The organism is Achromobacter sp. KK8 (assembly GCF_054188005.1).
This window is the reverse complement of sequence record NZ_CM135178.1, coordinates 2159608-2185265: the sequence shown is the minus strand read 5'-3', so window position 1 is coordinate 2185265 and position 25658 is coordinate 2159608. Positions and strand designations below refer to the sequence as shown.

Annotated in this window: 22 protein-coding genes; 1 reads left to right on the top strand and 21 read right to left on the bottom strand. The window is 67.9% G+C overall.

What is annotated here, in order from left to right:
- The 5 genes from ACVN9Z_RS10110 to ACVN9Z_RS10090 are packed head-to-tail and all read right to left on the bottom strand — an operon-like array spanning nucleotide 1 to nucleotide 4959.
- Nucleotides 1-612, bottom strand: a complete 612-nt coding sequence (locus tag ACVN9Z_RS10110; RefSeq protein WP_047993565.1) for a cysteine hydrolase family protein — start codon at nucleotides 610-612, stop codon at nucleotides 1-3.
- Nucleotides 609-1142 (bottom strand): aromatic-ring-hydroxylating dioxygenase subunit beta, encoded by a 534-nt coding sequence (locus ACVN9Z_RS10105; RefSeq protein WP_458213362.1) that lies wholly within the window; start codon nucleotides 1140-1142, stop codon nucleotides 609-611. Before ACVN9Z_RS10105 ends, ACVN9Z_RS10110 begins: the two co-directional genes overlap by 4 nt.
- The gene (locus ACVN9Z_RS10100) at nucleotides 1133-2476 is read right to left on the bottom strand and encodes an aromatic ring-hydroxylating dioxygenase subunit alpha (protein ID WP_006388566.1); all 1344 of its coding nucleotides are present in this window, start codon (nucleotides 2474-2476) and stop codon (nucleotides 1133-1135) included. The genes ACVN9Z_RS10105 and ACVN9Z_RS10100 overlap by 10 nt, the downstream gene beginning before the upstream one ends.
- Before the next feature lie 9 nt (nucleotides 2477-2485).
- A complete protein-coding gene (locus tag ACVN9Z_RS10095) occupies nucleotides 2486-3730 on the bottom strand; it encodes a dienelactone hydrolase family protein (protein ID WP_070541234.1) in 1245 nt (414 codons plus the stop codon).
- 41 nt (nucleotides 3731-3771) lie between these two features.
- Entirely contained in the window at nucleotides 3772-4959 is a 1188-nt protein-coding gene (locus ACVN9Z_RS10090; protein WP_054500162.1) for an ABC transporter substrate-binding protein, read from the bottom strand.
- 262 nt (nucleotides 4960-5221) lie between these two features.
- On the opposite strand from ACVN9Z_RS10090, the gene ACVN9Z_RS10085 reads away from it, so the two are divergent.
- Nucleotides 5222-6214: an AraC family transcriptional regulator gene (locus ACVN9Z_RS10085; protein WP_458213361.1), complete on the top strand. Its 993-nt coding sequence runs from the start codon at nucleotides 5222-5224 to the stop codon at nucleotides 6212-6214.
- A 474-nt stretch (nucleotides 6215-6688) separates the two neighbouring features.
- Here the strand turns inward: ACVN9Z_RS10085 and ACVN9Z_RS10080 are convergent, their stop codons facing one another.
- The 16 genes from ACVN9Z_RS10080 to ACVN9Z_RS10005 all read right to left on the bottom strand — a co-directional run bounded on the left by ACVN9Z_RS10080 (nucleotide 6689) and on the right by ACVN9Z_RS10005 (nucleotide 25637).
- The gene (locus ACVN9Z_RS10080) at nucleotides 6689-7093 is read right to left on the bottom strand and encodes a RidA family protein (RefSeq protein WP_049055277.1); all 405 of its coding nucleotides are present in this window, start codon (nucleotides 7091-7093) and stop codon (nucleotides 6689-6691) included.
- 52 nt (nucleotides 7094-7145) lie between these two features.
- Nucleotides 7146-7571 carry an acyl-CoA thioesterase gene (locus ACVN9Z_RS10075; RefSeq protein ID WP_020925303.1) on the bottom strand — a complete coding sequence of 142 codons (426 nt, stop codon included), beginning with the start codon at nucleotides 7569-7571 and terminating at the stop codon, nucleotides 7146-7148.
- Between the two features lie 20 nt (nucleotides 7572-7591).
- Entirely contained in the window at nucleotides 7592-9232 is a 1641-nt protein-coding gene (locus tag ACVN9Z_RS10070) for an AMP-binding protein (RefSeq protein ID WP_458213360.1), read from the bottom strand.
- Nucleotides 9233-9292: 60 nt separating this feature from the next.
- Nucleotides 9293-10462: an acyl-CoA dehydrogenase family protein gene (locus tag ACVN9Z_RS10065; RefSeq protein WP_458213509.1), complete on the bottom strand. Its 1170-nt coding sequence runs from the start codon at nucleotides 10460-10462 to the stop codon at nucleotides 9293-9295.
- A 2-nt stretch (nucleotides 10463-10464) separates the two neighbouring features.
- Nucleotides 10465-11322 (bottom strand): enoyl-CoA hydratase family protein, encoded by an 858-nt coding sequence (locus tag ACVN9Z_RS10060; protein ID WP_020925306.1) that lies wholly within the window; start codon nucleotides 11320-11322, stop codon nucleotides 10465-10467.
- A 38-nt stretch (nucleotides 11323-11360) separates the two neighbouring features.
- A complete protein-coding gene (locus tag ACVN9Z_RS10055) occupies nucleotides 11361-12152 on the bottom strand; it encodes an SDR family NAD(P)-dependent oxidoreductase (RefSeq protein WP_054448512.1) in 792 nt (263 codons plus the stop codon).
- Nucleotides 12149-14500 (bottom strand): bifunctional salicylyl-CoA 5-hydroxylase/oxidoreductase, encoded by a 2352-nt coding sequence (locus ACVN9Z_RS10050; RefSeq protein ID WP_049055273.1) that lies wholly within the window; start codon nucleotides 14498-14500, stop codon nucleotides 12149-12151. Before ACVN9Z_RS10050 ends, ACVN9Z_RS10055 begins: the two co-directional genes overlap by 4 nt.
- 1143 nt (nucleotides 14501-15643) lie before the next feature.
- Nucleotides 15644-18220: a sensor domain-containing protein gene (locus tag ACVN9Z_RS10045; protein ID WP_006388555.1), complete on the bottom strand. Its 2577-nt coding sequence runs from the start codon at nucleotides 18218-18220 to the stop codon at nucleotides 15644-15646.
- Between the two features lie 39 nt (nucleotides 18221-18259).
- Complete coding sequence (siaD, locus tag ACVN9Z_RS10040; protein WP_006388554.1) at nucleotides 18260-19057, bottom strand: biofilm regulation diguanylate cyclase SiaD; 798 nt, start codon at nucleotides 19055-19057, stop codon at nucleotides 18260-18262.
- Nucleotides 19054-19431: a biofilm regulation phosphoprotein SiaC gene (siaC, locus tag ACVN9Z_RS10035; protein WP_006388553.1), complete on the bottom strand. Its 378-nt coding sequence runs from the start codon at nucleotides 19429-19431 to the stop codon at nucleotides 19054-19056. Before siaC ends, siaD begins: the two co-directional genes overlap by 4 nt.
- Nucleotides 19432-19469: 38 nt before the next feature.
- Nucleotides 19470-20009: a biofilm regulation protein kinase SiaB gene (gene siaB / locus ACVN9Z_RS10030; protein WP_006388552.1), complete on the bottom strand. Its 540-nt coding sequence runs from the start codon at nucleotides 20007-20009 to the stop codon at nucleotides 19470-19472.
- Between the two features lie 23 nt (nucleotides 20010-20032).
- Entirely contained in the window at nucleotides 20033-22027 is a 1995-nt protein-coding gene (siaA, locus tag ACVN9Z_RS10025) for a biofilm regulation protein phosphatase SiaA (RefSeq protein WP_006388551.1), read from the bottom strand.
- Nucleotides 22028-22244: 217 nt separating this feature from the next.
- Nucleotides 22245-22949, bottom strand: coding sequence for an ABC transporter ATP-binding protein (locus ACVN9Z_RS10020; protein WP_006388550.1), 705 nt, complete (start codon nucleotides 22947-22949; stop codon nucleotides 22245-22247).
- Entirely contained in the window at nucleotides 22949-23749 is an 801-nt protein-coding gene (locus ACVN9Z_RS10015) for an ABC transporter ATP-binding protein (RefSeq protein ID WP_020925311.1), read from the bottom strand. The genes ACVN9Z_RS10020 and ACVN9Z_RS10015 overlap by 1 nt, the downstream gene beginning before the upstream one ends.
- Nucleotides 23746-24717 (bottom strand): branched-chain amino acid ABC transporter permease, encoded by a 972-nt coding sequence (locus ACVN9Z_RS10010; RefSeq protein ID WP_372493671.1) that lies wholly within the window; start codon nucleotides 24715-24717, stop codon nucleotides 23746-23748. Before ACVN9Z_RS10010 ends, ACVN9Z_RS10015 begins: the two co-directional genes overlap by 4 nt.
- On the bottom strand, nucleotides 24717-25637 hold the full coding sequence (locus ACVN9Z_RS10005) for a branched-chain amino acid ABC transporter permease (protein WP_006388547.1): 921 nt from the start codon (nucleotides 25635-25637) through the stop codon (nucleotides 24717-24719). Before ACVN9Z_RS10005 ends, ACVN9Z_RS10010 begins: the two co-directional genes overlap by 1 nt.
- Nucleotides 25638-25658: the final 21 nt, after the last annotated feature.

The window sequence follows — 25658 nt, the reverse complement described above, 5'->3', positions numbered from 1 at the left end:
TCAATGAGGCGAGGCAGCCCAGTGCATGGCCTGCGCCACCGAGCCGGTCTGCGCGATCAGCCGCATGCTGGCCAGCGAAGCGTCATGCACCGCCGGATCGGCCGAAGCGCAGGCGTCTTCGGCCACCATGACATTGAAACCGATATCCGCCGCATGCCGCACGGTGCCCTCGACCACCGAGTGGGTGGCCACGCCCGCCACCACCAGCCGGCGCGCGCCCAGCAGCCGCAGCGTCTCTTCCAGCGGCGTGCCGTAGAAGGCGCTGATGCGGGTGTGCTTGACCACGAATTCGCGCGGGCTGCCCGCCAGCGGTTGCAGGCCGTCGTAGAAGGCGCTGCCCCATTGCCCCTCGGCCACGGCGCCGATGCTGGCGACGTTGCGGAAGATATCGCAGTTGGGCAGCAGGTCGGCATAGTCGGGCCTGAAGGCGATGCGCACATGCACGATCGGCAGGCCATGGCTACGGGCGCCGTCGAGCAGGTCGGCGGCGCCGCGCAGCAGGCGCTGGCGCTCCGCGCCATCGGCGTCCAGCCCGACGCGGATCTTGCCTTCGGGATGCAGCACGTCGTTCTGGTAGTGCAGCGCCAGCACCGCGGCGTCGATCGCGCTCACACGAACACCTCGAACACGTCGTGCGCGTCGTCGCAGTTCACCAGGTCCACGCGCTTCATGCGGATGCGCCAGCCGTCGCCATCGGCGGCCAGCTTGTGGGTGTAGCGGCCGGCCAGCTGGCGCGGCTGGCGCTTGCGCCATTCGGTCATCTGGAACGCCGAGTGCACCACCAGGTTGCCGCCGGCGTCCATGCCCTCGACCTGCACCCCGCCCACCAGCCGCGCGCTGCGCGTGGGCGGCTGCTGCGACCAGTTGCGCGGGTGTTGCAGCCGGCGGATGCGCACGTCGCGCAGCATGCGGTCTTCCCAGAACAGCGAGATGTGGTCGTAGGGGCTGGACTGGCCCGGCTCGCGCGGCATCCAGTACATGCCGTCGTCGGTCCACAGCGACTGCCAGTCGTCGTAGCGGCGCTCGTCCAGCAGCCGCGCCTCGCGGTACAGGAACTGGGCGATGCGGTGATAGGCCTCGGCCGGCACGTCGGCCGGCGCCAGGTTGGCGGTGGATACGTCGAATTCCAGGTCTAGCAGCATGCGCCTTCTCCTTGGCCGTGGGCGGGCGCCACGGGACCGGCCTCCATGTAGTTTTTCCAGGCGCGGAACTGGTTGCGCATCGGCAGCTCGCTGGTGCCGTTGACCGACACCATGCCGTCGGCGTCGCTGCGGTCGGTGCCATGGTAGCGGTGCATGCTGACCCACTCGCCGCCACGGGTGGCGTTGCCTTCCTGGCAGCGGTTGTAGAGCTCGATGTCGTCCGGCATGACGTTGGACGACGGCGAATTGATGACGTTGGCGTACAGCATGGCGCGTTTGAACACGCCGTCCGGCGCGCCCTTGCAGCGGAACGTCTGGATCTCGATCAGGGTACGGTCGACGGCGATCGGCCGGATCACGCGGAACTGCTGGAACACCGTGTGCGGCGAGCCGCTGCCGTAGATGACGGTGTTGTGGCGGTTCATGCCGAGGATCTCGCGGGCGCGGTCGGCGCCGTAGGCCGCGGTCAGCGCTTCGAAATGGGCGCGCGACACCGGGTCGCGTTCAGCCGCGCCCGGGTTGAAGATGCCTTCCATGTAGCCGTGGCCGTTGTCGTAGGCGCGCAGCTCCAGCTTTTCCCAGAACTCGTAGGGCTCGCCGTTGCCGTCCATGATGTGCAGCTCGAACGGCATCTCGCCGATCTCCTTGGCTTCGTCGCGGGCGGCGGCGAAGGACGATTCGTGCGTCACGCGGGCGTGCATGGTGTCGTGCAGGTTCTCGTAGAACACCTTCCAGTTCGAGCGCTGCATCACGCGGAAGATGCCGCCGGCCACTTCCACTTCGCCCACCGGCGAGCGGTCGCACAGGTTGTCGATCGACGAGCGCACGCCGCCCAGGAATTCCGCCAGGCCCTGGCCGTCGCGCGCCTGGCTGGCGAAGACGAAGCCGCGATAGCTTTCCACGCGCGGCAGGCGGCGCATGGAGAAGCTGGGGTCGGTGGGATCGTAGGCGGTGCCTTCCAGCCCCTGCTTGAGCGGCACGCCGAGATGGCTGCCGTCGAGCTTGAAGGTCCAGGCGTGGTACGGGCAGCGGAAGAACTTGCCGACGCAGCCGTCGCCGTCGGCCACCACCTTGGCGCCCTTGTGCGGGCAGCGGTTGTACAGGACGTGCACGCGGCCGTCGCTGGCGCGCACCATCAGCACGTCCTGGTCGCCCAGGCGCGTGGTGTGATAGTCGCCCGTCTTGGGCACCTGGCTTTCGTGGCCGACGTAGACCCAGGCGCGGCCGTAGATGCGCTGCATCTCCAGTTCGAAGATCGCCGGGTCGGTGTACAGGGCGCGGTGCACGCTGTCGCCGCGCACCATCTCGCCCAATTGTTGATCGCTATACGGCATGGCGGTCTCCTACTTGTTCTCGCTGTCTTTCCAGCGCGCCATCAGGGTGTTGGAAGGCAGGGTCTCGTCCAGCAGCTTCTGCGCGGTCTCGCGGCCGGCCACCGGCAGGCCCTTGGGATCGAGCACGCCAATCTGCACCAGCACGCTGGCCTGGTCCCAGTAGATGTGTTCGTGGCAGAGCTTGTCGCCGCGGAACTTGACGATGGCCACCAGCGGGATCTCGACGTACTTGCCCGTGGGCGCGACGCCGGGCAGCAGCCAGTCGATCTCGGTGGTGTGAGTGAAGCAGAACAGCAGTTCGTCGACGATCTGCGTCGCGCCCACGGTGCGCGACAACGGCACCAGCCGGGTGTCGGGCGGATTGCTGTTGACGAAGTGGTGCTGATAGAAGCGCGACAGCTCGCGGTAGCCCACGCCGCCGGTCATGGTGGGGATGTGGTTGACGTACGGCTCGGCCACCATGGTGGCCATGGTCGCGGCCACGTCACGGGTGCCGAACTCGTACTCGCAGTGCTTGTCCCACAGATACGAATAATCGAACTGCGGCCCGATCACGCGTTGCAGCGCGGCCATGCTGCGCTGGTGCGCCATCAGCGCCGACGGCTTGTCATAGTGCGCGCCGCCGGTGCGGGCGAAGGCGTGGTCCATGCCGGGATACACGTACAGCTCGACGTTCGACTTGCCGCCCAGCGCCTCCAGGATGCGCTGGCGCGCCGGCGGCGGACAGAAGCCGTCCTTTTCGGCGATGTGCAGCACCAGCCGGCCGCGCAGGTTGGCGGCTTCTTCCAGGCTGTCCTCGATGCCCACGCCGTAGTAGCCGATGGCCACGTCGGCATCGGTGCGGCAGGCGGCCAGGTAGGCCAGCTTGCCGCCCAGGCAATAGCCCAGCACGCCGGCGCCGCCCTGCTGCTCGGGCAGGGCGCGCAGCGCCGCCAGGGTCGCGGCAATGTCCTTGACGCCCAGCTCGACATCGAAACGCTGATACAGCTCGAAGGCGCGCGGCATGTCGGCCGGGCCGTCGGTCAGCTGGATGCCGGGCTGCTGGCGCCAGAACAGGTCCGGCGCCAGCACCACGTAGCCCTCCTCGGCCAGCGCCTGCGCGGTGCGGCGCATGAAGTCGTTGATGCCGAATATCTCCTGGCACAGCACCAGCCCGGGTCCGTGGCCCGAGGCCGGCACGGCCAGGTAGGCGCTGAATGATTTGCCGTCGTGCGAGGCGATGGTCACCTCGCGCGTCGTGATGGTTGCGGTCATGCGTCTCTCCTTGATGCGTGCTGATGCGTGCGTCGCCTGCCTTACTTCATCTGGCAGGCGGCGGCGAACGGGTCGTGATACTGCGTCAGCACCGTGCCCGACAGCTTGTTGGCCAGCTTGCCGTCCGCGCCCTTGACGATGGTGCGCAGGTAGTAGTTCTGGATCGGGTACTGATTGCGATTGAACTTGAATTCGCCGCGCACCGACTTGAAATCAGCGCGGCGCAGGGCCGGGCGCAGCGCATCGGCGCCCAGCTTGCCGCCGGTCTGCCTGACCGCGCTGTCCAGCAGCATGGCGGCGTCGTAGCCCTGCGAGGCGTACAGCGTGGGGGTGCGGTTGTAGGTTTTCCTGAAGTCCTCGACGAACTTGCGGTTGGCCGGGTTGTCCAGGTCGGCCGCCCATTGCGACGAGTTATGCAGGCCTTCGATCGGCGCGCCCACCGCCGCGATCGTATCCTCGTCGCCCGAGAAGCCCGGCGCCAGCAGCGCGATCTCCTTGCCCAGGCCGGCGCCGTTGAACTGCTTGATGAAATTCACGCCCATGCCGCCGGGCAGAAAGAAAAACACGGCATCCGGCTTGCTGGCGCGCAGCCGCGTGATCTCGACGCCGTAGTCGAGCTGGCCGAGCTGGGTATAGATCTCTTCCGACAGACCGCCCTTGTACAGGCGCTTGAAGCCATTGAGCGACTCACGCCCGCCCGGATAATCCGGCGCGATCAGCGCCACCCGCTTGAAGCCCTGGTCGGCGGCGTACTTGCCCACCGCCGCCGGGATGTCCTCGTTCTGCCAGGCCACCGCGAAGAAATTCGGATTGCAACCCGCGCCGGCATAGTTCTCGGGCCCGGTATTGGTGCTGAGGTAGATAGTGCCCGACTGCAGGATGGCCGGCATCACCGGCAGCAGCACGTTGGAAAACACGATCCCCGTCATGACGTCGACCTTGTCGCGCTTGAGCAGCCGCTCGACCGCCTGGCGCCCGGCATCGGCCTTCTGCTGGTCATCGGCCACCACCACCTCGGCCGGCAGGCCGCCCAGCTTGCCGCCGGTATGCTGCAGCGCAAGATTGAAGCCGTCGCGGATCTCATTGCCCAGCGCCGCGCCCGGTCCAGACAGCGTGGTCAGCAGGCCGACCTTGATCTTGTCCGCCGCCGACGCGCCGCCGGCCGCCGTCATACAGCCCACCGCGACCAGCGCCGCCAGCGCGCGCCGGCGCCATAGTTTTCCGTTCATGAGCCACCCCGCAGGTATCCGCCGGCGCCGCCGGCGCAATGCTGACAGAATCCGTCTGCCGTCGGTACACCCAGCCACCGATGAAAACTGCCAGCTTACGCGCCACGGCGCCGCCTTCCAACAACCCCCAGCTTAGGACGGCCGGGCGCGCGGCTCTATCCGAATCGGCGCACGCCTATCCGGGATTCACTTAATTCCAAACGCTTGACGATTGCATTACGCTCGACGGCGATACGGGAGCGTTCCCGTCCCGGAGGCATCCATGCACGGCTGGTCCCGCATCGAGCTGGCGCCATTGCTCAAACGACGCGTCTTCAGTTCCACCCAGCCCGCCGAAACGCGCGAACGCGTCTCCGAAGCGCTCAAGGAACACCGCCTGACCTGGAAAGGCGGCCGCGTCGACGCCGAACTGAACCGCGCCCGCTTCGGCGCCCTGAGCGTCTGTACGCTGCGCTACGGCGCCGAAGTCCACATCGAACCCGACCGCCTGCAGGACTTCATGCTGGTGCAGGTGCCGCTGCGCGGCCGCGCCCGCATCGAATGCGGCACCGACTGCGTCGACGCCCACCCCGACTGCGCCGCCGTCATCGCCCCCAACCGCGCCCTGAAACTGCACTGGGAAGCCGGCTGCGAACAACTGCTGCTGAAGATCCCGCGCGGCAAGCTCGAAGCCATCGGCCACCGCATCTTCGGCGACGCCGCCGCCCGCCCCCTGGACTTCAGCCCCGCGCTACGCCTGGACACCCCCGTCGGCGCCGCCTGGCGCAGCATGATGACCAGCCTGATCCACCTGCTCCCCACCCTGGACGACGGCGCCCCAAGGCCCCCCGCCGCCTGGCTCGAACACCTGGAAGACACGCTCGTCCTGCACCTGCTCTACAACCAGCCCAACACCTGGCAACGCCACGCCGGACTGGCCCCCGCCCTGCCCCGCCGCATCACCCAGGCCGAAGCCTACATGCGCGCCCACCTGGCCGCCCCCCTGACCCTGACCGACATCGCCCGCGGCGCCGGCGCCAGCCCCAGCGCCCTCACCCGCCTGTTCCAGCAACATCGCGAAACCACCCCCATGCAGGCGCTACGCGTCCTGCGCCTGGACGCCGCCCGCGAAAAACTGCGACAAGGCGCCTGCGAAAGCGTGACCGAGGTCGCCGTCTCCGTAGGCATCAGCCACCTGGGCCGCTTCTCCGAGTATTACCGCGACCGCTTCGGCGAACTCCCCCGCGAAACTTTCCAGGCCCGCAGATGGGCCTGAAAATTCTGGCGCCATGCGCCAACCCTGCAGCCACAAGCGAAGAGTCACAAACGTAGTTAAACCAACACATATGTGATAAAGCGCCCCGCCCGCGAGCGCGCAGCGTCATCCGCCCCCGCAAGACACCACGTAAGCTTCAAAAGGCCGCCCGCGCGGCCGCCTTGAAGCGGGCCCCGCAAATCGCTCTGAACAAGAATTACCGCCGCTAAGATCGCCAAGAAACGCGTCCTCCCCGGCATCCGCCATTAATTCTTATCGTGAGCGGGTGACGGGGCAGGCGGGGGATGGCGGGGCGTGTAGATGCGCCCGACGGAATCTGAAGGAACAGCCGAAGGCTGTGACGAAGATGACGAAGGGGCAGTCCGGAGCGAAGGCTCCGGACCGCAATCGTAGCCCCGCCATCCCCCGCCTGCCCCGTCACCCGCGGCTAAAGAACCCCAACCCGGCGAAAATCCCCGCCAGGCTGGTCCACATTCAGCCCGGCACCACCGCAGTAACTTCAATCTCCACCTTGGCCCGATCCTCCACCAGATCCGCCACCTCCACCGCCGTCATCGCCGGAAAATGCCTCCCGATCAATTCACGATAATGCTTCCCGATCTCCGGATAAGCCGCCACATACGCATCCTTGTCCGTCACATACCACGTCATGCGCACGATATGCTCCGGCCTGGCCCCACCCTCGGCGAGAATCGCCACGATGTTCGCCAACGTCTGCCGCACCTGATCGGCCAGATCATCCGACTCGAACTGCTGCTGCCCGTTCCAGCCCACCTGCCCGCCCACGAACACCAGCTTGCTCCCCACCGTCATCTCGGTCAGGATCCCATTCGAATAGCCCCGCGGCGCCATCCAATCCGGCGGTTGCAGAATCTTCATAACGTCTCATCCTATTTTCAAAAAACAAACACCAGGGCGGCCCCCGCCGAACTCACTCGGCGGCAACCAGATAATCCTGCATGCGCTCGCGCAGATCCGCCGGCAACGGCATCGACTTCATCGTGCGCAGATCCACCGTCACGATCGTCAACGTCGCCGACAGCCGCAACTGCCCGTCCGGCCCCTCGAAGCGCACCAGCGCCTTGAACGACGCGCCGCCGATGCGCTGCACCTGCAGCGTCTGCCGCAGCTTCTCGTGCCAGCGGCTCGGCGCGCTGAAATCGCACGTCACCGACGCCATCGGCGTGCCGATATGGCGCTCCACGTGCAGCGCGTGGAATGGCAAGCCCATGCCCTTGTCGAACCACTCCTCGACAAAATCATTGATCATCTCGAAATAGCGCGGGTAGAAAACGATGCCCGCCGGATCGCAATGACGGAAGCGGACTTCAACCTGGCTGACGAACGGAGCTGCCATGGAATTTCCTTGATGCGGAATCAGGCCATCTTGCGCAGCGCGAAACGCTGCAGCTTGCCCGTCTCGGTGCGCGGCAGCGCGGAGACGAACTCGATGGCACGGGGATACTTGTAGGGCGCGATGTTGGCCTTGACGAACTGCTGCAGCGCCGCCACCAGCGCCTCGCTCGGCTCGAAGCCGGGCTTGAGCACCACGAACGCCTTGACCACCTGGCCGCGCTCGTCGTCGGGCGCGCCGACCACGCCGCATTCGGCCACCGCCTCGTGGCGCAGCAGCGCGTCCTCGACCTCCGGCCCGGCGATGTTGTAGCCGGCCGAGACAATCATGTCGTCGTTGCGCGCCTGGTAGAACAGATAGCCGTCATCGTCCTGCACGAACGTATCGCCCGGCAGGTTCCAACCCTTCTGCACGAAACGCCGCTGGCGCTCGTCGGCCAGGTAGCGGCAGCCGGTCGGCCCCTTGATCGCCAGGCGCCCCACCGTGCCATTGGGCACCGGGTTCATGTCGTCGTCCACGATCTGCGCGATGTAACCGGGCACCACGCGGCCGATGGCGCCGCGGCGCACCGACTCGGGCGGGCTGGACACGAACACGTGGATCATCTCGGTGCCGCCGATGCCGTCGATCATCTCGATGCCGCTGGCCTCCTTCCACAACTGGCGCGTCGCGTCGGGCAGGGCCTCGCCGGCCGACACGCTCTTCTTGAGCGAGGACAGGTCGAACTTGCCCACCAGCGCCGCCATCTGGCGGTAGAAAGTCGGAGCGGTGAAGACGATGGTGGCGCGAAAGTCCTGGATCAGCTGCAGCAGGCTTTCCGGCGTCAGGCGCTCGGCCAGCACGGTGCTGGCGCCGACCCGCAGCGGAAAGCACAGCAGGCCACCCAGGCCGAAGGTGAACGCCAGCGGCGGCGTGCCGCAGAAAATGTCGTCCGGACCCGGCTTGATGACATGCTTGGGAAACAGGTCGCACATCGCCAGCACATCGCGATGGAAATGCATGCAGCCCTTGGGCGCGCCGGTGGTGCCGCTGGTGAAGGCGATCAGGCAGACGTCATCGGCGGCGGTATCGCAGGCCGCAAAGTCGTCGGGCTTGGCCGCTGCCAGCGTGTCCAGCGCCTCGGGCGCCGTGTCGTTGAAATACACGATCTGCGCCAGCCCCGGACAATGGTGTTCGTGATCCGGCTGGGCGCAGAACTGCGCCTCGTCCTTCAGGCGCACGTCGCACAGCACCGCCTGGATCTGCGCCTTGTCGATGATCTGCTTGAGCTCCTTGGCGCGCAGCAGCGGCATGGTCGGCACCGTCACCAGACCGGCCTTGATGGCGGCCAGCCACGAAGCGGCCATCATCGGGTTGTTGGGACCGCGCAGCAGCAGGCGGTTGCCCGGCACCAGCTTCATGTCCTCGACCAGCACGCGCGCGATGCGGTTGGTCAGCGCGGCCAGCTCGCGGTAGGTCATGGTGGCCGGCTTGCCGTCCTGCGCCCAGCGCAGCGCGACGCGCTCGCCGTGGCCACGGCCGACCATGGCGTCCACCAGCTCCACCGCGCAATTGAAGCGCTTGGGATAGGCCACGTCGGGGCCGTCCAGCAGGAACTCGGGCCATTGTTCGCCCGGGGGCAGATTGTCCCGGGCGAAAGTGTCGATGTGGGCGGATACTTCCATGAAATTCCCCTTGCTGATGCGGTGTAGTTGACTGCCGAAAGCGGAAACTCGATGGTTTCTTCAGGCCTTCAGCAGTTCCCGGGCGATGATCAACTTCTGCACTTCGGTGGCGCCTTCGTAGATACGCAGCGCTCTGATTTCCCTGTAAAGCTTCTCCACCGGCATCCCCGACACCACGCCCGCGCCGCCGAACATCTGCAGCGCGCGGTCGATCACGCTCTGCGCCGATTCGGTGGCCGTCATCTTGGCCATGGCCGCTTCGCGCGTGGTGCGTTGTTTCTGCACGTCGCGCATCCACGCGGCGCGATACGTCAGCAGCGCCGAGGCGTCGATGGCCGTGGCCATGTCGCCCAGCGCCGCCTGCGTCAGTTGCAGGTCGGCCAGGGTCTGGCCGAACATGCGGCGCGACCTGGCGCGCGCCAGGCCTTCGTCCAGCGCGCGGCGCGCAAAGCCCAGCGCGGCGGCCGCCACCGAGGCGCGGAAGATGTCCAGCGTCATCATCGCCAGCTTGAAGCCCTGCCCCGCCTCGCCCAGCCGCTGCGACACCGGGATGCGGCAGTTGTCGAAGGTGATGGTGGCCAGCGGGTGCGGCGCGATCAGCTCGATGCGCTCCGAGATCTCGAAGCCCGGGGTGTCGGCATCCACCACGAAGGCGCTGATGCCGCGCGCGCCCGCCGCCTCGCCGGTGCGGGCGAACACGCAATAGAAGTCGGCGATGCCGCCATTGGAAATCCAGGTCTTGGCGCCGTTGAGCACGTAGTGATCGCCCTCCAGCCGGGCCTCGCAGGCCAGCGCGGCCACGTCCGAGCCGGCATCCGGCTCCGACAGCGCGAAGGCGGCGATCGCCTCGCCGCGGGCCACGCGCGGCAGGTAGCGCTGGCGCAGCGCGTCCGAACCCATCAGCGAGATCGCGCCGCTGCCCAGGCCCTGCATGGCGAAGGCGAAGTCGGCCAGGCCCTCGTGGCGCGCGAAGGTCTCGCGCAGGATGCAGACCGAACGCGAATCGACCTCGGGCAGCGCGCCGCCCCAGGCGCCGCCGGGGCCGCCCGCGACCGCGTAGCGCAGCCAGCCGGCCTGGCCCATGGCCTTGACCAGCTTGCGGCAGGCCGCATCGGCGTCGTGGTGGTCGACGTCTCCCAGGGCGCTTTCGCACCAGCCGTCCACCTCATGCGCCAGCTTGCGGTGGGCGTCGTCGAAAAAGGGCCAGTCCAGCCAGCTTGCGTCGCGCATCATCAGTTCCCCTCGAAGACCGGCTTCTGTTTGGCCACGAAGGCCTCGTAGGCGCGATGGAAATCGCGCGTCTGCATGCAGATGGCCTGGGCCTCGGCTTCGGCCTCGATGGCCTCGTCCACGCCCATGTTCCATTCCTGGTGCAGCAGTTTCTTGGTCACGCCGTGGGCGAAGGTGGGGCCCGCAGCCAACTGCGCGGCCAGCTTGGCGGCGGCCTCCATCAGCGCGTCGGACTCGTGCAGGGCGTTGAAGAAGCCCCAGCTGGCGCCTTCCTCGGCCGTCATGGCGCGGCCGGTGTACAGCAGTTCCGAGGCACGGCCCTGGCCGATCATGCGCGGCAGCAGCGTGCAGGCGCCCATGTCGGCGCCCGCCAGGCCCACCCGCGTGAACAGGAAGGCGGTGCGCGCGGCCGGCGTGCCCAGGCGCATGTCGGAGGCCAGCGCCACCATCGCGCCGGCGCCGGCGCAGACGCCGTCCACCGCCGCCACGATCGGCTGCGGGCAGGCGCGCATGGCCTTGACCAGGTCGCCCGTCATGCGGGTGAAGTCCAGCAGCTCGGGCATGCTCATCTTGGTCAGCGGCCCGATGATTTCATGCACGTCGCCGCCGGAGCAGAAGTTGCCGCCGGCGCCCGTCACCACCACCACCTTGATGTCGGTCGCGTACACCAGCGCGCGGAACAGGTCGCGCAGCTCGGCGTAGGAATCGAAGGTCAGCGGATTCTTGCGCTCGGGCCGGTTGAGCGTGATGGTGGCGACCTTGCCGTCGGCCGACACCTGCCACAGGAACGTCCGGGCCTGGTAGCCGGCCAGCGGGCGCTTGTGGTGCTTCATGGTGTGCTCTTCGGGCTGCGTGCTCATGGTGTCTCCGTTCTGGAATCTTAGGGGTGGGCGGGGGCTCAGCCGGTCATCACTTCGCCGCCGTCGACGGCGATGGCCTGGCCGTTGATGGACGACGAGGCCGGCAGCGCCAGCCAGGCGACCGTCTCGGCCACTTCCTCGGGCTGCACCAGGCGGCCCTGCGGATTGCGCTCGGCCAGCTTGGCGCGGGCGGCGTCCGGCGTCATGCCGGTCTTCTCGACGATATTGGCGACCGCGCCGCGCACGATGTCGGTCTCGGTATAGCCGGGGCAGACGGCGTTGACGGTGACGCCCTTCTGCGCCGTCTCCAGCGCCAGCGAGCGGGTCAGGCCGATCACGCCGTGCTTGGCCGCGCAGTAGGCGCTGACGTAGGCGTAGCCGATCAGGCCGGCGGTGCTGGCCACGTTGATGACGCGGCCCCACTTGGTGGCCAGCATGCCGGGCAAGGCCGCCTGGATGCAGTGGAAGGTGCCGGTCAGGTTGACCGCCAGCATCGACTGCCACAGCGCCGCGTCGGTGCGGTCGAAGCGCTGGCTGACGGCCTGGCCGGCGTTATTGACCAGCACCAGCACCGGACCCAGTTCGGCCTCGGCCTGGACAAAGGCCTGGCGCACCGAGGCCTCGTCGGCGATGTCGGCGCTGACCGCCTGCACCTGGCCCAGGCTGGCCAGGCTGTCGACGGCCGCCTCCAGCGCGCCGCCGTCGCGGCCCAGCAGCGTGACGCGGGCGCCGCGCGCCAGCAGCGCGCGGGCGCTGGCCAGGCCGATGCCGCGGGCGCCGCCCGTCACCAGCGCGTGGCGTCCGGCCAAGGGAAGGGAGGACGTGCTCATTTGATGTCCAGTTGCGCCATGGCGGCGGCGCGTTCGAAATTGGTTTCCAGCTGGCGCTTGCCGGCGAAGTACTGGCTCGGCCAGCTCACGTCACGATAGCCCACGCGGGCCGATTCGCGCAGCGTCCAGGAGGCGTCCGCCAGATGGGGACGGGCCAGCGCGCAGAGGTCGGCGCGGCCCGAGGCGATGATGCCGTTGGCGTGGTCGGCCTCGAAGATGGCGCCCACCGCGATGGTGGGGATGCCGGCCTCGTTGCGCACGCGGTCGGCGAACGGCGTCTGGAACATGCGGCCGTAGACCGGCTTTTCTTCCTTGCTGACCTGGCCCGACGAGCAGTCGATCATGTCGGCGCCAGCGGCCTTGAAGTGACGCGCGATCTCGACGGCGTCGTCGGGCGTGATGCCGCCCTCGACCCAGTCGCTGGCCGAGATCCGCACCGACATCGGCTTGTCCTCGGGCCAGACGGCGCGCACCGCGCGGAACACTTCCAGCGGGAAGCGCAGGCGGTTTTCCAGGCTGCCGCCGTATTCGTCGTCGCGCCGGTTGGTCAGCGGCGAGATGAAGCTGGACAGCAGGTAGCCGTGGGCGCAGTGCAGTTCGAGCCAGTCGAAACCGGCGGCCTGGGCGCGGCGCGCGGCGGCCACGAAGTTGTCGCGCACGTCGTCCATGTCGGCGCGCGTCATGGCGCGCGGCGTCTGCGACACGCCTTCGATGTACGGCAGGGCCGAGGCCGACAGCAGCGGCCAGTTGCCTTCGGCCAGCGGATGGTCGATCTTCTGCCAGCCCAACTGCGTCGAGCCCTTGCGGCCGGCATGGCCCAGCTGCACGCCGATGCGGGCGTCGCTGTTGCCGTGGACGAAGCCGACGATGCGGGCAAAGGCCTGCTGCTGCTCGTCGTTCCACAGCCCCGGGCACCCCGGGGTGATGCGGCCATCGGGCGAGACGCAGGTCATTTCCACCATCACCAGCCCGGCGCCGCCCATGGCGCGGGCGCCCAGGTGCACCAGGTGGAAGTCGCCCGGCACGCCGTCGGTGCAGGAATACATGGCCATCGGCGACACCAGGATGCGGTTCTTGAGCTTGACGCCGCGCGCCTGGTACGGCGTCAGCATGGGCAGCGGCGGCCGCTGGCCGGCCGGCGCCTGCGCGCCGGCGTGCTCGGCGATCCAGCGCTCGAAGCCTTCCAGCCAAGCCGGGTCGCGCAGCCGCAGGTTTTCGTGCGAAATGCGCTGCGAACGGGTCAACAGCGAATAGGCGAATTGTTCGGGTTCGAGTTCGGCGTAGCGCGCCACGTTCTCGAACCACTCGGTGGAGTTGCGGGCGGCATTCTGGATCTTCAGCACTTCGACGCTGCGCACTTCCTCGTAATGCTTCAGGCCGCGCTCGACGCTGCCTTCGGCGCCGCTCAGGCAGCGCGCCAGTTCGATGGCGTCTTCCAGCGCCAGCTTGGTGCCCGAGCCGATGGAGAAGTGCGCGGTATGCGCCGCGTCGCCCATCAGCACCACGGGCACGGCGCGCTTGCCGCGGCTGGTTTCCAGCTGGTTCCAGTGGACCCAGGTGTTGCAGATGACGCGCGGGAAGCGGATCCAGATGGCCGAGCCGCGCAGATGCGAAGCGTTGCTGACCAGGGGATTGCCGTCCAGCCAGGGCGCAAACAGTTTTTCGCAGTAGGCGATGCCTTCTTCCTGGCTCATCTGCTCGATGCCGGCGGCCTGCCAGGTTTCCTCGGGCGTTTCGACGATGAAGGTCGACATGCCGTCTTCGTAGCGGTAGGCATGCGCCTGGAACCAGCCATGCTCGGTCTGCACGAAGGCGAAAGTGAAGGCATCGAACACCTTCTTGGTGCCGAGCCAGACGAAGCGGCAGCGGCGCTGGTCGATATCGGGATGGAAGGTGTCGGCGTAGCGGGTGCGGACCTGGCTGTTGATGCCGTCGGAAGCGATGACCAGATCGGCGTCGTATTCGCGGGCGATGGCCTGGTCGTCCTGGACGAAGTTCTCGAATACCAGTTTGACGCCAACGTCTTCGCAACGCGCCTGCAGGATGTTGAGCAGCTTCTTGCGGCCGATGCCGATGAAGCCATGGCCGCCGCTGCGGATACTGCGGCCTTTGAAATGGATGTCGATGTCGTCCCAGTGGTTGAAGGCGTCACCGATGGTCTGGGCCGAAACCGGATCGGCTTCGCGCAGGTTCTGCATGGTGGCATCCGAGAACACCACGCCCCAGCCGAAGGTGTCATAGGGCCGGTTGCGCTCGATCACGGTGACTTCGTTGGCCGGGTCTTGCAGCTTCATGAGCAGACCGAAATAAAGGCCGGCGGGACCACCACCAATGCATACGATTTTCATTGCCGTAACGCTCCAAGAAGTGCGGCCCGGAAGCTTGGGGCGGGTCGCTGCTATTTTTAGGCCTTGATAGTTTAGGCTTGAAATATATACCTGGAATGGGAGGATCGCAAATGGGGGAAACGTGGGGGTGGATTTTGGGGACGGGCTTGGGGTGCTGGGGGGATTGGCAGTGGGGGTTGGCGTCGGTTGATCTTCGTAGGTCGCCCCTCGGTCGGGCGGACCCGATGGCGGGCGCCCACGATTGCGGTCCGGAGCGTTCGCTCCGGACTTCCCCTTCGTCATCCTCGTTGCCGCCTGCCGGCGGCTGCCTTCGGATTCCCTCGGGCGCATCGAGGTTGCCCGCCATCGGGTCCGCCCGCCCGAGGGGCTACGTGCGTCTAAGCTTGTCGCGCTGCTAGACCTGTGTGCGGGGAATGGAATCTGCGGGGCTGCCCATCGCGGCCGCGCGGGCGGCCACGATGGGCGTCTGTGCATTTGAACGTGTTGCGGGTGCGCTGCGCGCTGGCGGCGAGCGGTTTTCTAATGATTCCGCACGTCAGGGGGAGGGGCGGTGGTGGTCGGCGCGGCATAAGACATGTTGCGCGTGAAGACCTCTCGCGCCGACCAAAAACAGGCGTGGTGCGGGCGGTGTTTCATTGGCGCATGATTGCGATGTGCCCACGCAGCCAGGCTGCTCGTGCTGACTCGGCGGCATGTTACGCATGACGCGCCCTCCCGCCGACCACAAGCCGTCGGGATGCCAACAGACTATCAATAGCAAACGGTTCCGCCGTCCCCACACGCGAGAGCGTCATCATTCCGACGCAAGACATCGCGTAAGCCGCAAAAGGCCGCCCGCGCGGCCGGCTTGCGGTGGGCCCCGCAAGACCCTCCTCTCCAGCCCCGATGTGCGCCAACACGCCAAGCACACCGCTCGCCCCAGAGACCGTCATTACGTCTCATCGCGAGCGCGTGGCGGGGTCGGTGGGGGATGGCGGGGCGTGTAGATGCGCCCGGCGGAAACCGTAGGGAGCCGAAGGCGGACGAGGTTGAGCCCGGGGAAGTCCGGAGCGAACGCTCCGGACCGCAATCGTAGCCCCGCCATCCCCCAGCGACCCCGCCACGCGCGCCTTAAGAACTCCCCCCGCGAAAAAAGCAAACCGCTCACCCCCTAGCCCGCAGCCACTCCTCAAGATCCCCCGCCGGCAACGGCGGCGAAAACAGAAACCCCTGCCCCGCCGCGCACCCCTGCTCGATCAGGAAGCGCCGCTGCTCCTCATTCTCGATCCCCTCTGCCACCACCGGCAGGCTGAGGCTCTCCCCGATCCGGATCACCGCGCTCGTCAGCGCCCGGGCCGCGTCATCGCTCTCCAGCCCCTGGACGAAACTGCGGTCCAGCTTCAGTTCGTCCACGATCAAGCGCCGCAAATGCCCCAGGCTGGAATAGCCCGTGCCGAAATCGTCCATCGACAGGCGCACCCCCAGGCGGTGCAGCTCCGCGATCGTGCGCAGCGTGCCCGCCGTGGCGTCGAGCACCACGCCCTCGGTGATCTCCAGCATCAGGTCCGACGCCGCCAGCCCGAACTCGGCCAGCGTCGCCGCGATCATCCGCGGCAGGTTCAGGTTGTGGAAATTGGTCGCCGACAGGTTCACCGACACCGATGGCACCCGCAACCCGTTGTTGCGCCAGATCGACAGCTGCGAGCAAGCCTCGCGCACCGCCCAGTCGCCCAGGTCGCCGATCAGCCCGCACTCCTCGGCCAGCGGCACGAACCGGGCCGGCGAAATATCGCCCAGCGTCGGATGGCGCCAGCGGGCCAGCGCCTCCACGCCATACAGGCTGCCATTCTTCAGCCCCACCTGCGGCTGGTAGTGCAGCCGCAACGCGCGGCCCTCGAGCGCATCGCGCAATGCCGCTTCCAGCGCCAGGCGTTCCTGGGCCTGGCGGTTCATCTCGGCGCTGAAGAACGAAATGCGGTTGCGCCCGGCCGTCTTGGCCTGGTACATCGCCATGTCGGCGTGGCGCAGCAGCGTGTCCATGTCGCGGCCGTTCTCCGGGAACACGCTGATGCCGATGCTCACCGACGGATTGAGCGTGATGCCGCCCGCCACGAAGGGATGCGACAGCGACACCAGGATGTGCTCGGCGGCGGCCGTCAGGCGGCCATGCTCGAAATCGGGCATCAGCATCACGAACTCGTCGCCCGACAGGCGGCCGACAATATCCGTGGCGCGCGCCAGGCGGCGCAGGCGCTGGGCGATGTCGCGCAGCAGCGCGTCGCCGATGGGATGGCCGAGCGTGTCGTTGACCTGCTTGAAGCGGTCCAGGTCCAGGAACAGCACCGCCACGCGCTTGCGCTCGGGCTCGGCGCGGGCGATGGCCTGTTCGGCCTGGGCCAGCAGCAGGTTGCGGTTCGGCAGGCCGGTCAGTTCGTCGTAGAACGCCAGCTGGCGGATGCGGGCGCGGGCCTCTTCGCGCTCCAGCGCCAGCGCGCACAGGTACACGCATACGTCGACCAGGCGATGATGGAAATCGTCCGGCAGGCGGCGTTCGCGGAAGTAGAAGCCGAACGTGCCGATCACGCGACCGTCGCTCGACTTGATCGGCGAGGACCAGCAGGCCTTGATGTCCTCCGGCAGCGGCAAGTGGCGGTAGTTGTCCCACAGCGGGTCGGTGGCGATGTCGGGCACGATCACCGGGCGCCCCAGGAAGGCCGACGTGCCGCAGGCGCCCGCCTGCGGCCCGATGGCCTCGCCGTCCAGGGCGTCGGCGTAGGCGGGCGGCATGCTGGGCGCGGCCAGCGGGCGCAGCTTGCCGGCCTCGTCGACCCGCAGCACCGTGGCCGCGACCTCGGGCGCCAGGCGCTCGACCTCGCGACAGACCATGTTCATCACTTCCACCACCGAGGCCTCGTTGACCATGGCCTGCAGCACCCGCCGTTGCAGCACCTCGTGCACCTTGGTGGGCGTGATGTCGGTCAACACGTCGACGATGTTGACCAGCGATCCGCGTTCGTCGAACACGGAATTGGCCATGACCGACACCCATAGCGGCTTGCCGCCCCGGTCATACACCAGCACGTCCTTGTGATAGCCCTCGCGGCAGGCGATGCGGCGGTCCAGTTCCTCGCGCGTGCCGCCGTCGGGCCGGCCGCCGGCCAGCAGTTCGCCCAGCTCCTGCTCCAGCGCGTCGGCGCGCGAGAAGCCCAGCATGCGCTGGAAGCCGTCGTTGACGTAGACAATGCGGCCATCGCGGCCCGACACGGCCACGGCGTTGCCGGTTTCGTTGATGCCCAGCAGCAGCAGGCGGATTTCCTCCTGGCGCTCGGCGTCGGCGATGGACTTGCGCGAGATGACCGCGATGCGGCGGACCTCGCCGCTTTCGTCGCGCATCGGCAGATAAGTGGCCTCGATCCACACCGAGGTCCCGCTGCGCTTGCGATAGCGGCAGGTGCCCGAGAAGAACTCGCCACGACGCAGCCGCGCCCAGATCTGCTCGGCGCTGGCGATGCCCTTGCCTTCGTCCATGCTGTCGCACAGCAGGTCGTGGCGCAATCCGGCCACATCGGCGCGGGAATAGTCGAGCGCGGCCAGGAAGTTGTCGTTCGCGTTCAGGAGGGAGCCGGCGGCATCGAAGTCGAACAGCAGCAGTGCCCGGTCCATCGTCGCCAGATAGTTGCCCACCTGCCACGCGGCGCCCTGCGGGGCCACGCTCGAACCGCCTGGATGAGAATCAAGCATAAGGGGCTCCATACCGGAAGACAGCGGCTCCGGGTTCATTCAGCGCCGGGGGAATCCAAGTGCGACGCGGTCGCGTCCGTCCTGCTTGGCCAGGTACAAGGCCTGGTCCGCCCGGCTGAGCGTTTCTGAAAAGGTTTCTCCGAGCTGGTGATAGGCCATGCCGATGCTGACCGTCAGGCGCAGCACGTCGGCGCCGACATCGATGGCCAGGGCGCGCACCGCGCCGACCAGCCGGTCCATCACGCCCTGCGCCGTTTCCGGCGGCGTGGCCGGCAGCAGCACCAGGAATTCCTCGCCGCCCCAACGGCCGCACAGGTCGTATTCACGCACGCTGTGGCGCATCGCGCCGGCCAGCTCGACCAGGGCGCGGTCGCCGACTTCGTGGCCGTAGCGGTCGTTGACCGCCTTGAAGTGGTCGACGTCGAGCATGGCGACCACGAAAGCCTGGCCGCCGCGGGCCGCGCGCTGCACTTCCTGCTTGATCAGCTCCATCAGGGCGCGGCGGTTCAGCAATCCGGTCAGCGGATCGCGGCGCGACGTTTCTTCCAGCGTCGCGTTCAGGTCGCGCATCATGTTCTGGTAGTGGTCGGAGATGCGCGCAATCCGCGCCAGTCGCCGCAGCTGGCGGTCGAACTGCTCGCACAGCCCCATTTCGCGCTGGTGCGCCATGGACTGGTAGGCGTCCGACAGGTGCGTGATGCGTTCGATCCGCGACATCTGCTCGGCGGTGTGGCGCCACAGGTCCTGCAAGGCCTCGCGCAACGGATGCCCGGCGTAGGCAGGATCCGCCAGCAAGGCGGCGATGCGTTCGTCCAGCTCGGCGTTGCCGGGCTTCATTGGCGGCCGACGACCGAGAATGGGAAGGTGCAGTCTTCCTTGAATTCCTCGGCCAGCTCGCCGACGCGCTCGTTGCGCATGTCGTAGAACCAGGTCACGCTGACGCCGCGGCCCTTGGCGTGGGCGGCTTCCAGCAGGTCGAAGATGTCCATCACGGACTTGATGCTGCTGGTGTTCAGGTACAGCAGCTCCAGTTCCAGGTTGAGCGGCGCCGTGCCGTTGAGCAGGTAGGCTTCCACCCACTCGATGACGGGGCCGAACAGTTCGAAGGAATTCTCCGGGTAGGAGTCGCCGCGCATCGCCAGCACGCCGGCGGCGGCGTCGGCGGTGATGGCGGGCGTGGACTGGGTCCCGGGAATGTTCAGGTCTTTCATCAATAACTCCGAAAAGGGTCTATGGCTCGCGGGCGCGGTCAGATCACGACGCTCAGGCTGAAGAAGGCCCGGCCCTCGCCCGCCGCGGGCGTCAGGCTGGCTTCCAGCGGCGCGCCGGCGCGGCGGGCGATATCGATCAGGCCCAGCCCGGCGCCCGAGGCCACGCCGGGCGTGCGCGGCTTGTGCAGCTGGGCCTTGTATTCGGCCTTCAGGGCGGCCTTGTCCAGCGCGGCCAGCTGCTGGATGCGGGCCACCAGGTTGTGGCCGTCCTCGGCCTTGACCAGGTTGCCGGCGGAGACCACGTAGCGGCTCTCGTCGCGGCGGCCGATGACCACGGTGGCGGCGGCGTCGGCGTCGCCGTTCTGCGCGGCGTACTGGCGGATGTTCTGGATCATCTCGATATACACCGAGAACACGTCCATGGCTTCGGCCGGCCGCGCATGCTCGGCGTTCAGGTAGTTCTTCAGCGCATTGCCAATTTCCTCGATCAGGCTGCGGGAGATCGGCCCGTTGAAGCACAACAGCGTGCGATTCTGGTCGAACCGCTCGCCCAATGCGTAGAGATCGGAGGCATTCATGGGAGTTACCGCCCTGATAACGATTATTCGAAACGGAAAGACAGCAAGGTAATGTCGTCGCGCTGCGGCATCTCGCCCTGGTACCGGGCCAGGGCCTCGGTAAAGGCCGCCGCCTGGTCGGTTAACGGCTGCCGCGCGTGTCTCTTGAGCATTTCGGCGAAACGCGTGTTGCCGAAGCCGAAGCCATGCTCGCCGCCGGCCTGGTCCAGGAAGCCGTCGGTCGCCAGGTAATAGGTCCAACCCGGCTCCATGCGCAATTCGATGTTCTGGTAAGTCCCGATCCGCTTGTCGCCCAGCGCGCGCTTGCCCCCGGGCACTTCGCGCAGGGTCTCGCCGTCGCTGGCGTACAGGCTGATCTTGGCGCCGGCATACCGCAAGCTGCCGGATTGGCGGTCAATATATACCAGCCCCGCGTCCGTGTTGGTGGCCAGCGCCCGCGGCAGCTGGGCGTCGGCCAGCATGGCGCGGATGGCGCTGTCGGTGCGCGTCAGGATGCCGGCCGGATCGGCCGGGCCGGCCTCGGTGATCGCCAGGTCGATGGCGGCGCGCGCCAGCATGGTCATCAGCGCGCCCGGCACGCCGTGGCCGGCGCAGTCCATGATGCCCAGCAGGCAGTTGGCGCCGTCCGAGCGGAACACGTAGAAGTCGCCGCCGACCACGTCGCGCGGCTTCCACAGCACGAAGTGGTGGGCGCCAAGCGACTGCGTCAGCTGGCGGTCGGGCAGGATGGCGCGCTGGATCAGGCTGGCGTAGTCGATGGAATCGCCGATCTTCTTGTGCGCGGCGGCCATGGCGCGGTTGGCATCCTCCAGCTCGGAGGTGCGCTCGCGCACCTTGCTTTCGAGCTCGGCGGTGTGCTGGCGCACCTTGTCGGCCATGACGCCGAAGGCGCGGCTCAGGTCGCCGATCTCGTCCTGTCCGCCCGGCGGCAGGCGCACGTCGTAGCTGCCGTTGGCGATGGCGCGGGCCGATTGCTGCAGGCGGCGCAGCGGCCGCAGCATCAGGCGCTCGATGGCATAGCCGAAGCACAGCAGCAGGGCCGCGAACAGCAGCACCAGGCCGATGGCGGCCGGCCACAGCCAATCGGTGTCCAGCACCCGGGCCGCGCCCAGGTCGACCACCGTCAGCACGTGCCAGTGCAGCTCGGGCATGTAGGCCACCGACACCAGCTGGCGCACGCCGTCGATCGAGACCCAGGCCGACTGCACCGATTGCGGGTCCGCCTGGGCCGCATGCAATGCCGAGCGCAGTTCGTCGCGGCCGCTGCCGGGGTCGAGCAGGTTGAACACCATGCCGCGGCCGCTGGCCCCTTGCGTACCGCTGGCGCCCGAGTTGTAGGCGATCAGCGTCGGATCCATGTGCGCCTGAATCGCGCCATCCTCGTCGACGATGATGGGCGTCACGCCGGGCTGGCCGCTATTGACGAAGTCGCGCAGGAAGCCGCCCACGTCCAGGCCGGCGCCGGTCAGGCCGATGACCTTTTCGCCGTCGCGCACCTGCACGTTGATCCAGACCCGCGTGGTCTTGAGCTTGAGGTCCGGATTGACGTTGATGTTGTAGCGCGCGCCCGCCTTGAGCGAGTTGTAGAACCAGCCGTCGTCGGCCGCCTGGCGACTGAGCGTGTAGCGCGGCGCTTCCGACAGCGGCTGGTCGTCGTTGAAGTAGTAATGGCCGGTGGCGGCGCTGGCGATGAAATAGGCGCGGCCCAGCAGGTCGCGGCGGTAGCCGTCGGCCTCGCGGAAGAACAGTTCGCGCGCGGCCGGGTCGCTTTCATTGCGCAGCCAGCGGCGCGTGACCTCGCTGTCGGCCAGCCGCTGCGACAGCGCCAGCTCGCGCGACACCGGCGCCAGGATGCGCTGGCGGTTCAGCTGCGTGAAGTTGTCGGCGAAGGCGCGGCCGAAGTGATCGCGCACGCCGTCCAGCACCTGCCAGCCGATCAGCGCGGCCGGCGCCAGCGCGACCAGGCAGGCCAGCAACAGCGCCATCAATGATTTTTTGCGCAAACCCCATTTCGCCATGCGAAGTCTTCCCTGACAGCTTGTTAAGACGTGACGCATCCACGCGGTACGCACGGCGCGCTAAGTGTAGAGAACCACGGGATGAATGGAAACAGGCGTAAACACGCGGATTTGCCAAAGGTCAGCCTATTTCCGGCCGATCCGGACGAACCTCGCGTTTATTGCGTTTTATATCGAAAGAAACACCGCGGCCCGCGCCGCATTTGCGGCTTTCGCGCTACACGCCCAGGTAGCGTTCCCACAGGCCGCGGTCGGCATCGAGCGCCGCGGAGTCGCCCGTCCAGACCACCTTGCCGCGTTCCAGGATGACGTGGCGGTCGGCCAGGCTCAACAGGCGCTCGACGTACTTGTCGATCACCAGGATGGTCTGGCCGGCCTGGCGCAGGCGCGCCAGGCAGTTCCAGATCTCTTCGCGGATCTTGGGCGCCAGGCCCTCAGTGGCCTCGTCCAGGATCAAGAGGCGCGGGTTGGTGACCAGCGCGCGGCCGATGGCCAGCATCTGCTGCTCGCCGCCCGAGAGCTGGTTGCCCATGTTGCGGGCGCGCTCGCCCAGTCGCGGGAACAGTTCGAACACGCGCTCGGGCGTCCACGGCTCGCCGATGGCGGGATTGCGCGCGGCCACGAAGGCCGTCAGGTGCTCGCGCACCGTCAGGTTGGGAAAGCACTGGCGCCCCTCGGGCACGATGGCCATGCCGGTGCGGGCGATGCGGTCCGGGCTCCAGCCGCTGATGTCCTGGTCGGCGAAATGGATCCTGCCGCCGCGCAGCGGCAGCTGGCCGAACAGGGTGCGCAGCAGCGTGGTCTTGCCCATGCCGTTGCGGCCCAGCAGCGTCACCACCTGGCCCGCGCCGATCTGCAGGTCCACGCCGAAGAGCACCTGGCTGGCGCCGTAGCCGCTCTGGGCCGATTCAATGCTGAGCATCAGGCAGTCTCCTGGCGCGCGGGCGCCGTCTCGTCGTCACCCAGATAGGCCTGGCGCACGTCCGGGTTGGCGCGGATCTCGTCCGGCGTGCCGGTGGCGATCACGCGGCCGTAGACCAGCACCGAGATGCGGTCGGCCAGCCGGAACACCGCCTGCATGTCGTGCTCGACCAGCAGCATGGCGGCGCGGCCGCGCAGGGATTCGATCAGGTCGGTCAGGCGCAGGGTCTCGTCGGGCCCCATGCCGGCCATGGGTTCGTCCAGCAGCAGCACGCGCGGCCGCGCGGCCAGGGCCAGCGCGAACTCCACCTTGCGCTGTTCGCCATGCGGCAGGGTGCCGGCGGCGCGACCCAGCAGGCTGGCGTCGATGGCGCATTCGCGCGCCAGTTCGCGGGCCTGCTCGTACAGGGCCGACTCGGCGGCGCGCGGCTTCCAGAAGCGGAAACTGCTGCCGGCGTGGGCCTGCGCCGCCAGCACCAGGTTGTCGAGCACGCTGGACTGCTTGAAGATGTTGGTGATCTGGTACGAGCGCGACAGGCCCGCCGCCACGCGCTGGTGCGCGTTCATGGCGGTGACGTCGCGGCCGTCCACGGCCAGCGAACCGGAATCAGCCGCCAGCGTGCCGGACAGCAGGTGGATCAGGGTCGACTTGCCGGCGCCGTTGGGGCCGATCAGGGCGTGGATCTCGCCCGGGTTCAACGAAATCGAGACGTTGTCGGTGGCCACCAGCGCGCCGAAGCGGCGCACCAGGTTGCTGGCCTGCAGGGCGGGCGCCTGCGTGGGGGTATGCGTCTGGTTCATGATCCCGCCTTGCCGGTTTGCGTGGCGGCGCGACCGCCGAACAGCGGGCCGAGCAGGCCCACCAGGCCGCGCGGCGCGCCGAACACCACGCACAGCAGCAGCACGCCCAGGGGCAGGTGCCAGTATTCGGTCCACTGGCGCAGCACTTCCTCCAGCACCAGCATCACCACCGCGCCGGCCACGCCGCCGTAGCGCAGGCCGATGCCGCCCACCAGCACCATGATCAGCAGATTGGCCGACTGGGTCCAGTGCATCAGGCTGGGCGAGATGAACAGGTTGTGGTTGGCCAGCAGCGCGCCGGCCAGCCCGGCCACCGCGCCGCTGAGCGTGAAGGCCGTGAGCTTGATGCGGTAGACCGGATAGCCCATGGATTCCATGCGCGACTCGTTTTCACGGATGCCCTGCAGCGCGGTGCCGAAGCGCGACAGCGTCACCCGCCCGAACAGCCACATCATCACGGCGAAGATCACCAGCACCAGGTAGTAGAACGCCACGTCGTTGGCCAGGTCGATGCCCGGCAGCGACGAGTAGCCCGGCAGGTTCAGGCCGTCCTCGCCGCCGTACTGGCGCAGCGAGATGAAGATGTAGAACAGCATCTGCGCGAACGCCAGCGTGATCATGATGAAGTACACGCCACGGGTGCGCAGCGAGATCGCGCCGGTGATGAAGGCCAGCAGCGCCGCCAGCAGCATCGCCACCGGCCACGACACCAACGCCGAGGTCACGCCCGACATCGCCAGGATGCCGACCGCATAGGCGCCGGCGCCGAAGAAGGCCGCGTGGCCCAGCGCCACCATGCCGCCGTAGCCCAGGATCAGGTTCAGGCTGGTGGCGGCCAGCGCGTAGATCAGCACGCGGCGCACGAAGGAGATATAGAAATCCAGGCCCAGGGCCGGCGCCACCAGCGGGAACGCCGCCAGCACGGCCAGCAGGGCCAGGGTCCAGAGGATCGAAGCAGTCCGCATCATCAGCCTCGCGCCGGAAACAGGCCGGAAGGCCGGAACACCAGGACCGCCGCCATCAGCACGTAGATGGCGATGGCGGCCAGCGTCGGGCCGACGCTGGAGGCGACCGCGGGCGAGAACACCTGGCGCAGCAGCATCGGCAGGAAAGCGCGCCCGGCGGTGTCGACCATGCCCACCAGCAGCGCGCCGACGAAGGCGCCGCGGATCGAGCCGATGCCGCCGATGACGATGCACACCAGCACCAGGATCAGGATTTCCTCGCCCATGCCGACCTGCACCGAGGTGATCGGGCCCAGCAGCGCGCCGGCCACGGCCGCCAGCATGGCGCCCAGCACGAACACGCCCAGGAACAGCAGCGGCACGCGCACGCCCATCAGGGTGGCCATCTGGCGGTTCGAGGCGCCGGCACGCACCAGCACGCCGGCGCGGGTGCGCGTCACGAACCAGTACAGCCCGACGGCCGAGGCCACGCCGAAGACGATGATCATCAGGCGGTAGGCGGGATACAGCAGGTCGGGCAGCAGGCGCACCGGCCCGGACAGCAGCGCCGGCATGTTCAGCATGACCGGGGCCGGGCCCCAGATCATCTTGACCAGGTCATTGGCGATGAGGATGACGGCGTAGGTGCCCAGCACCTGCGCCAGGTGGTCGCGCAGCGCCAGGCGGCGGATCAGCGTCAGTTCCAGCGCCACCCCGACCAGGCCGGTGGCGACGGCGGCCACCAGCACGGCGGCGGTGAAGGACCCCGTGCGCTGCATGGTTTCGGCGGCGACATAGGCGCCTGCCATATAGAGCGAGCCGTGCGCCAGATTCATGATGTCCATGATGCCGAACACCAGGGTCAGCCCGGCCGCGATCAGAAACAACATCAACCCAAACTGCAGACCGTTCAGCAATTGCTCGACGATGAGCGTGAACGTCATGAAAAATCCCCTCTGCTGTAG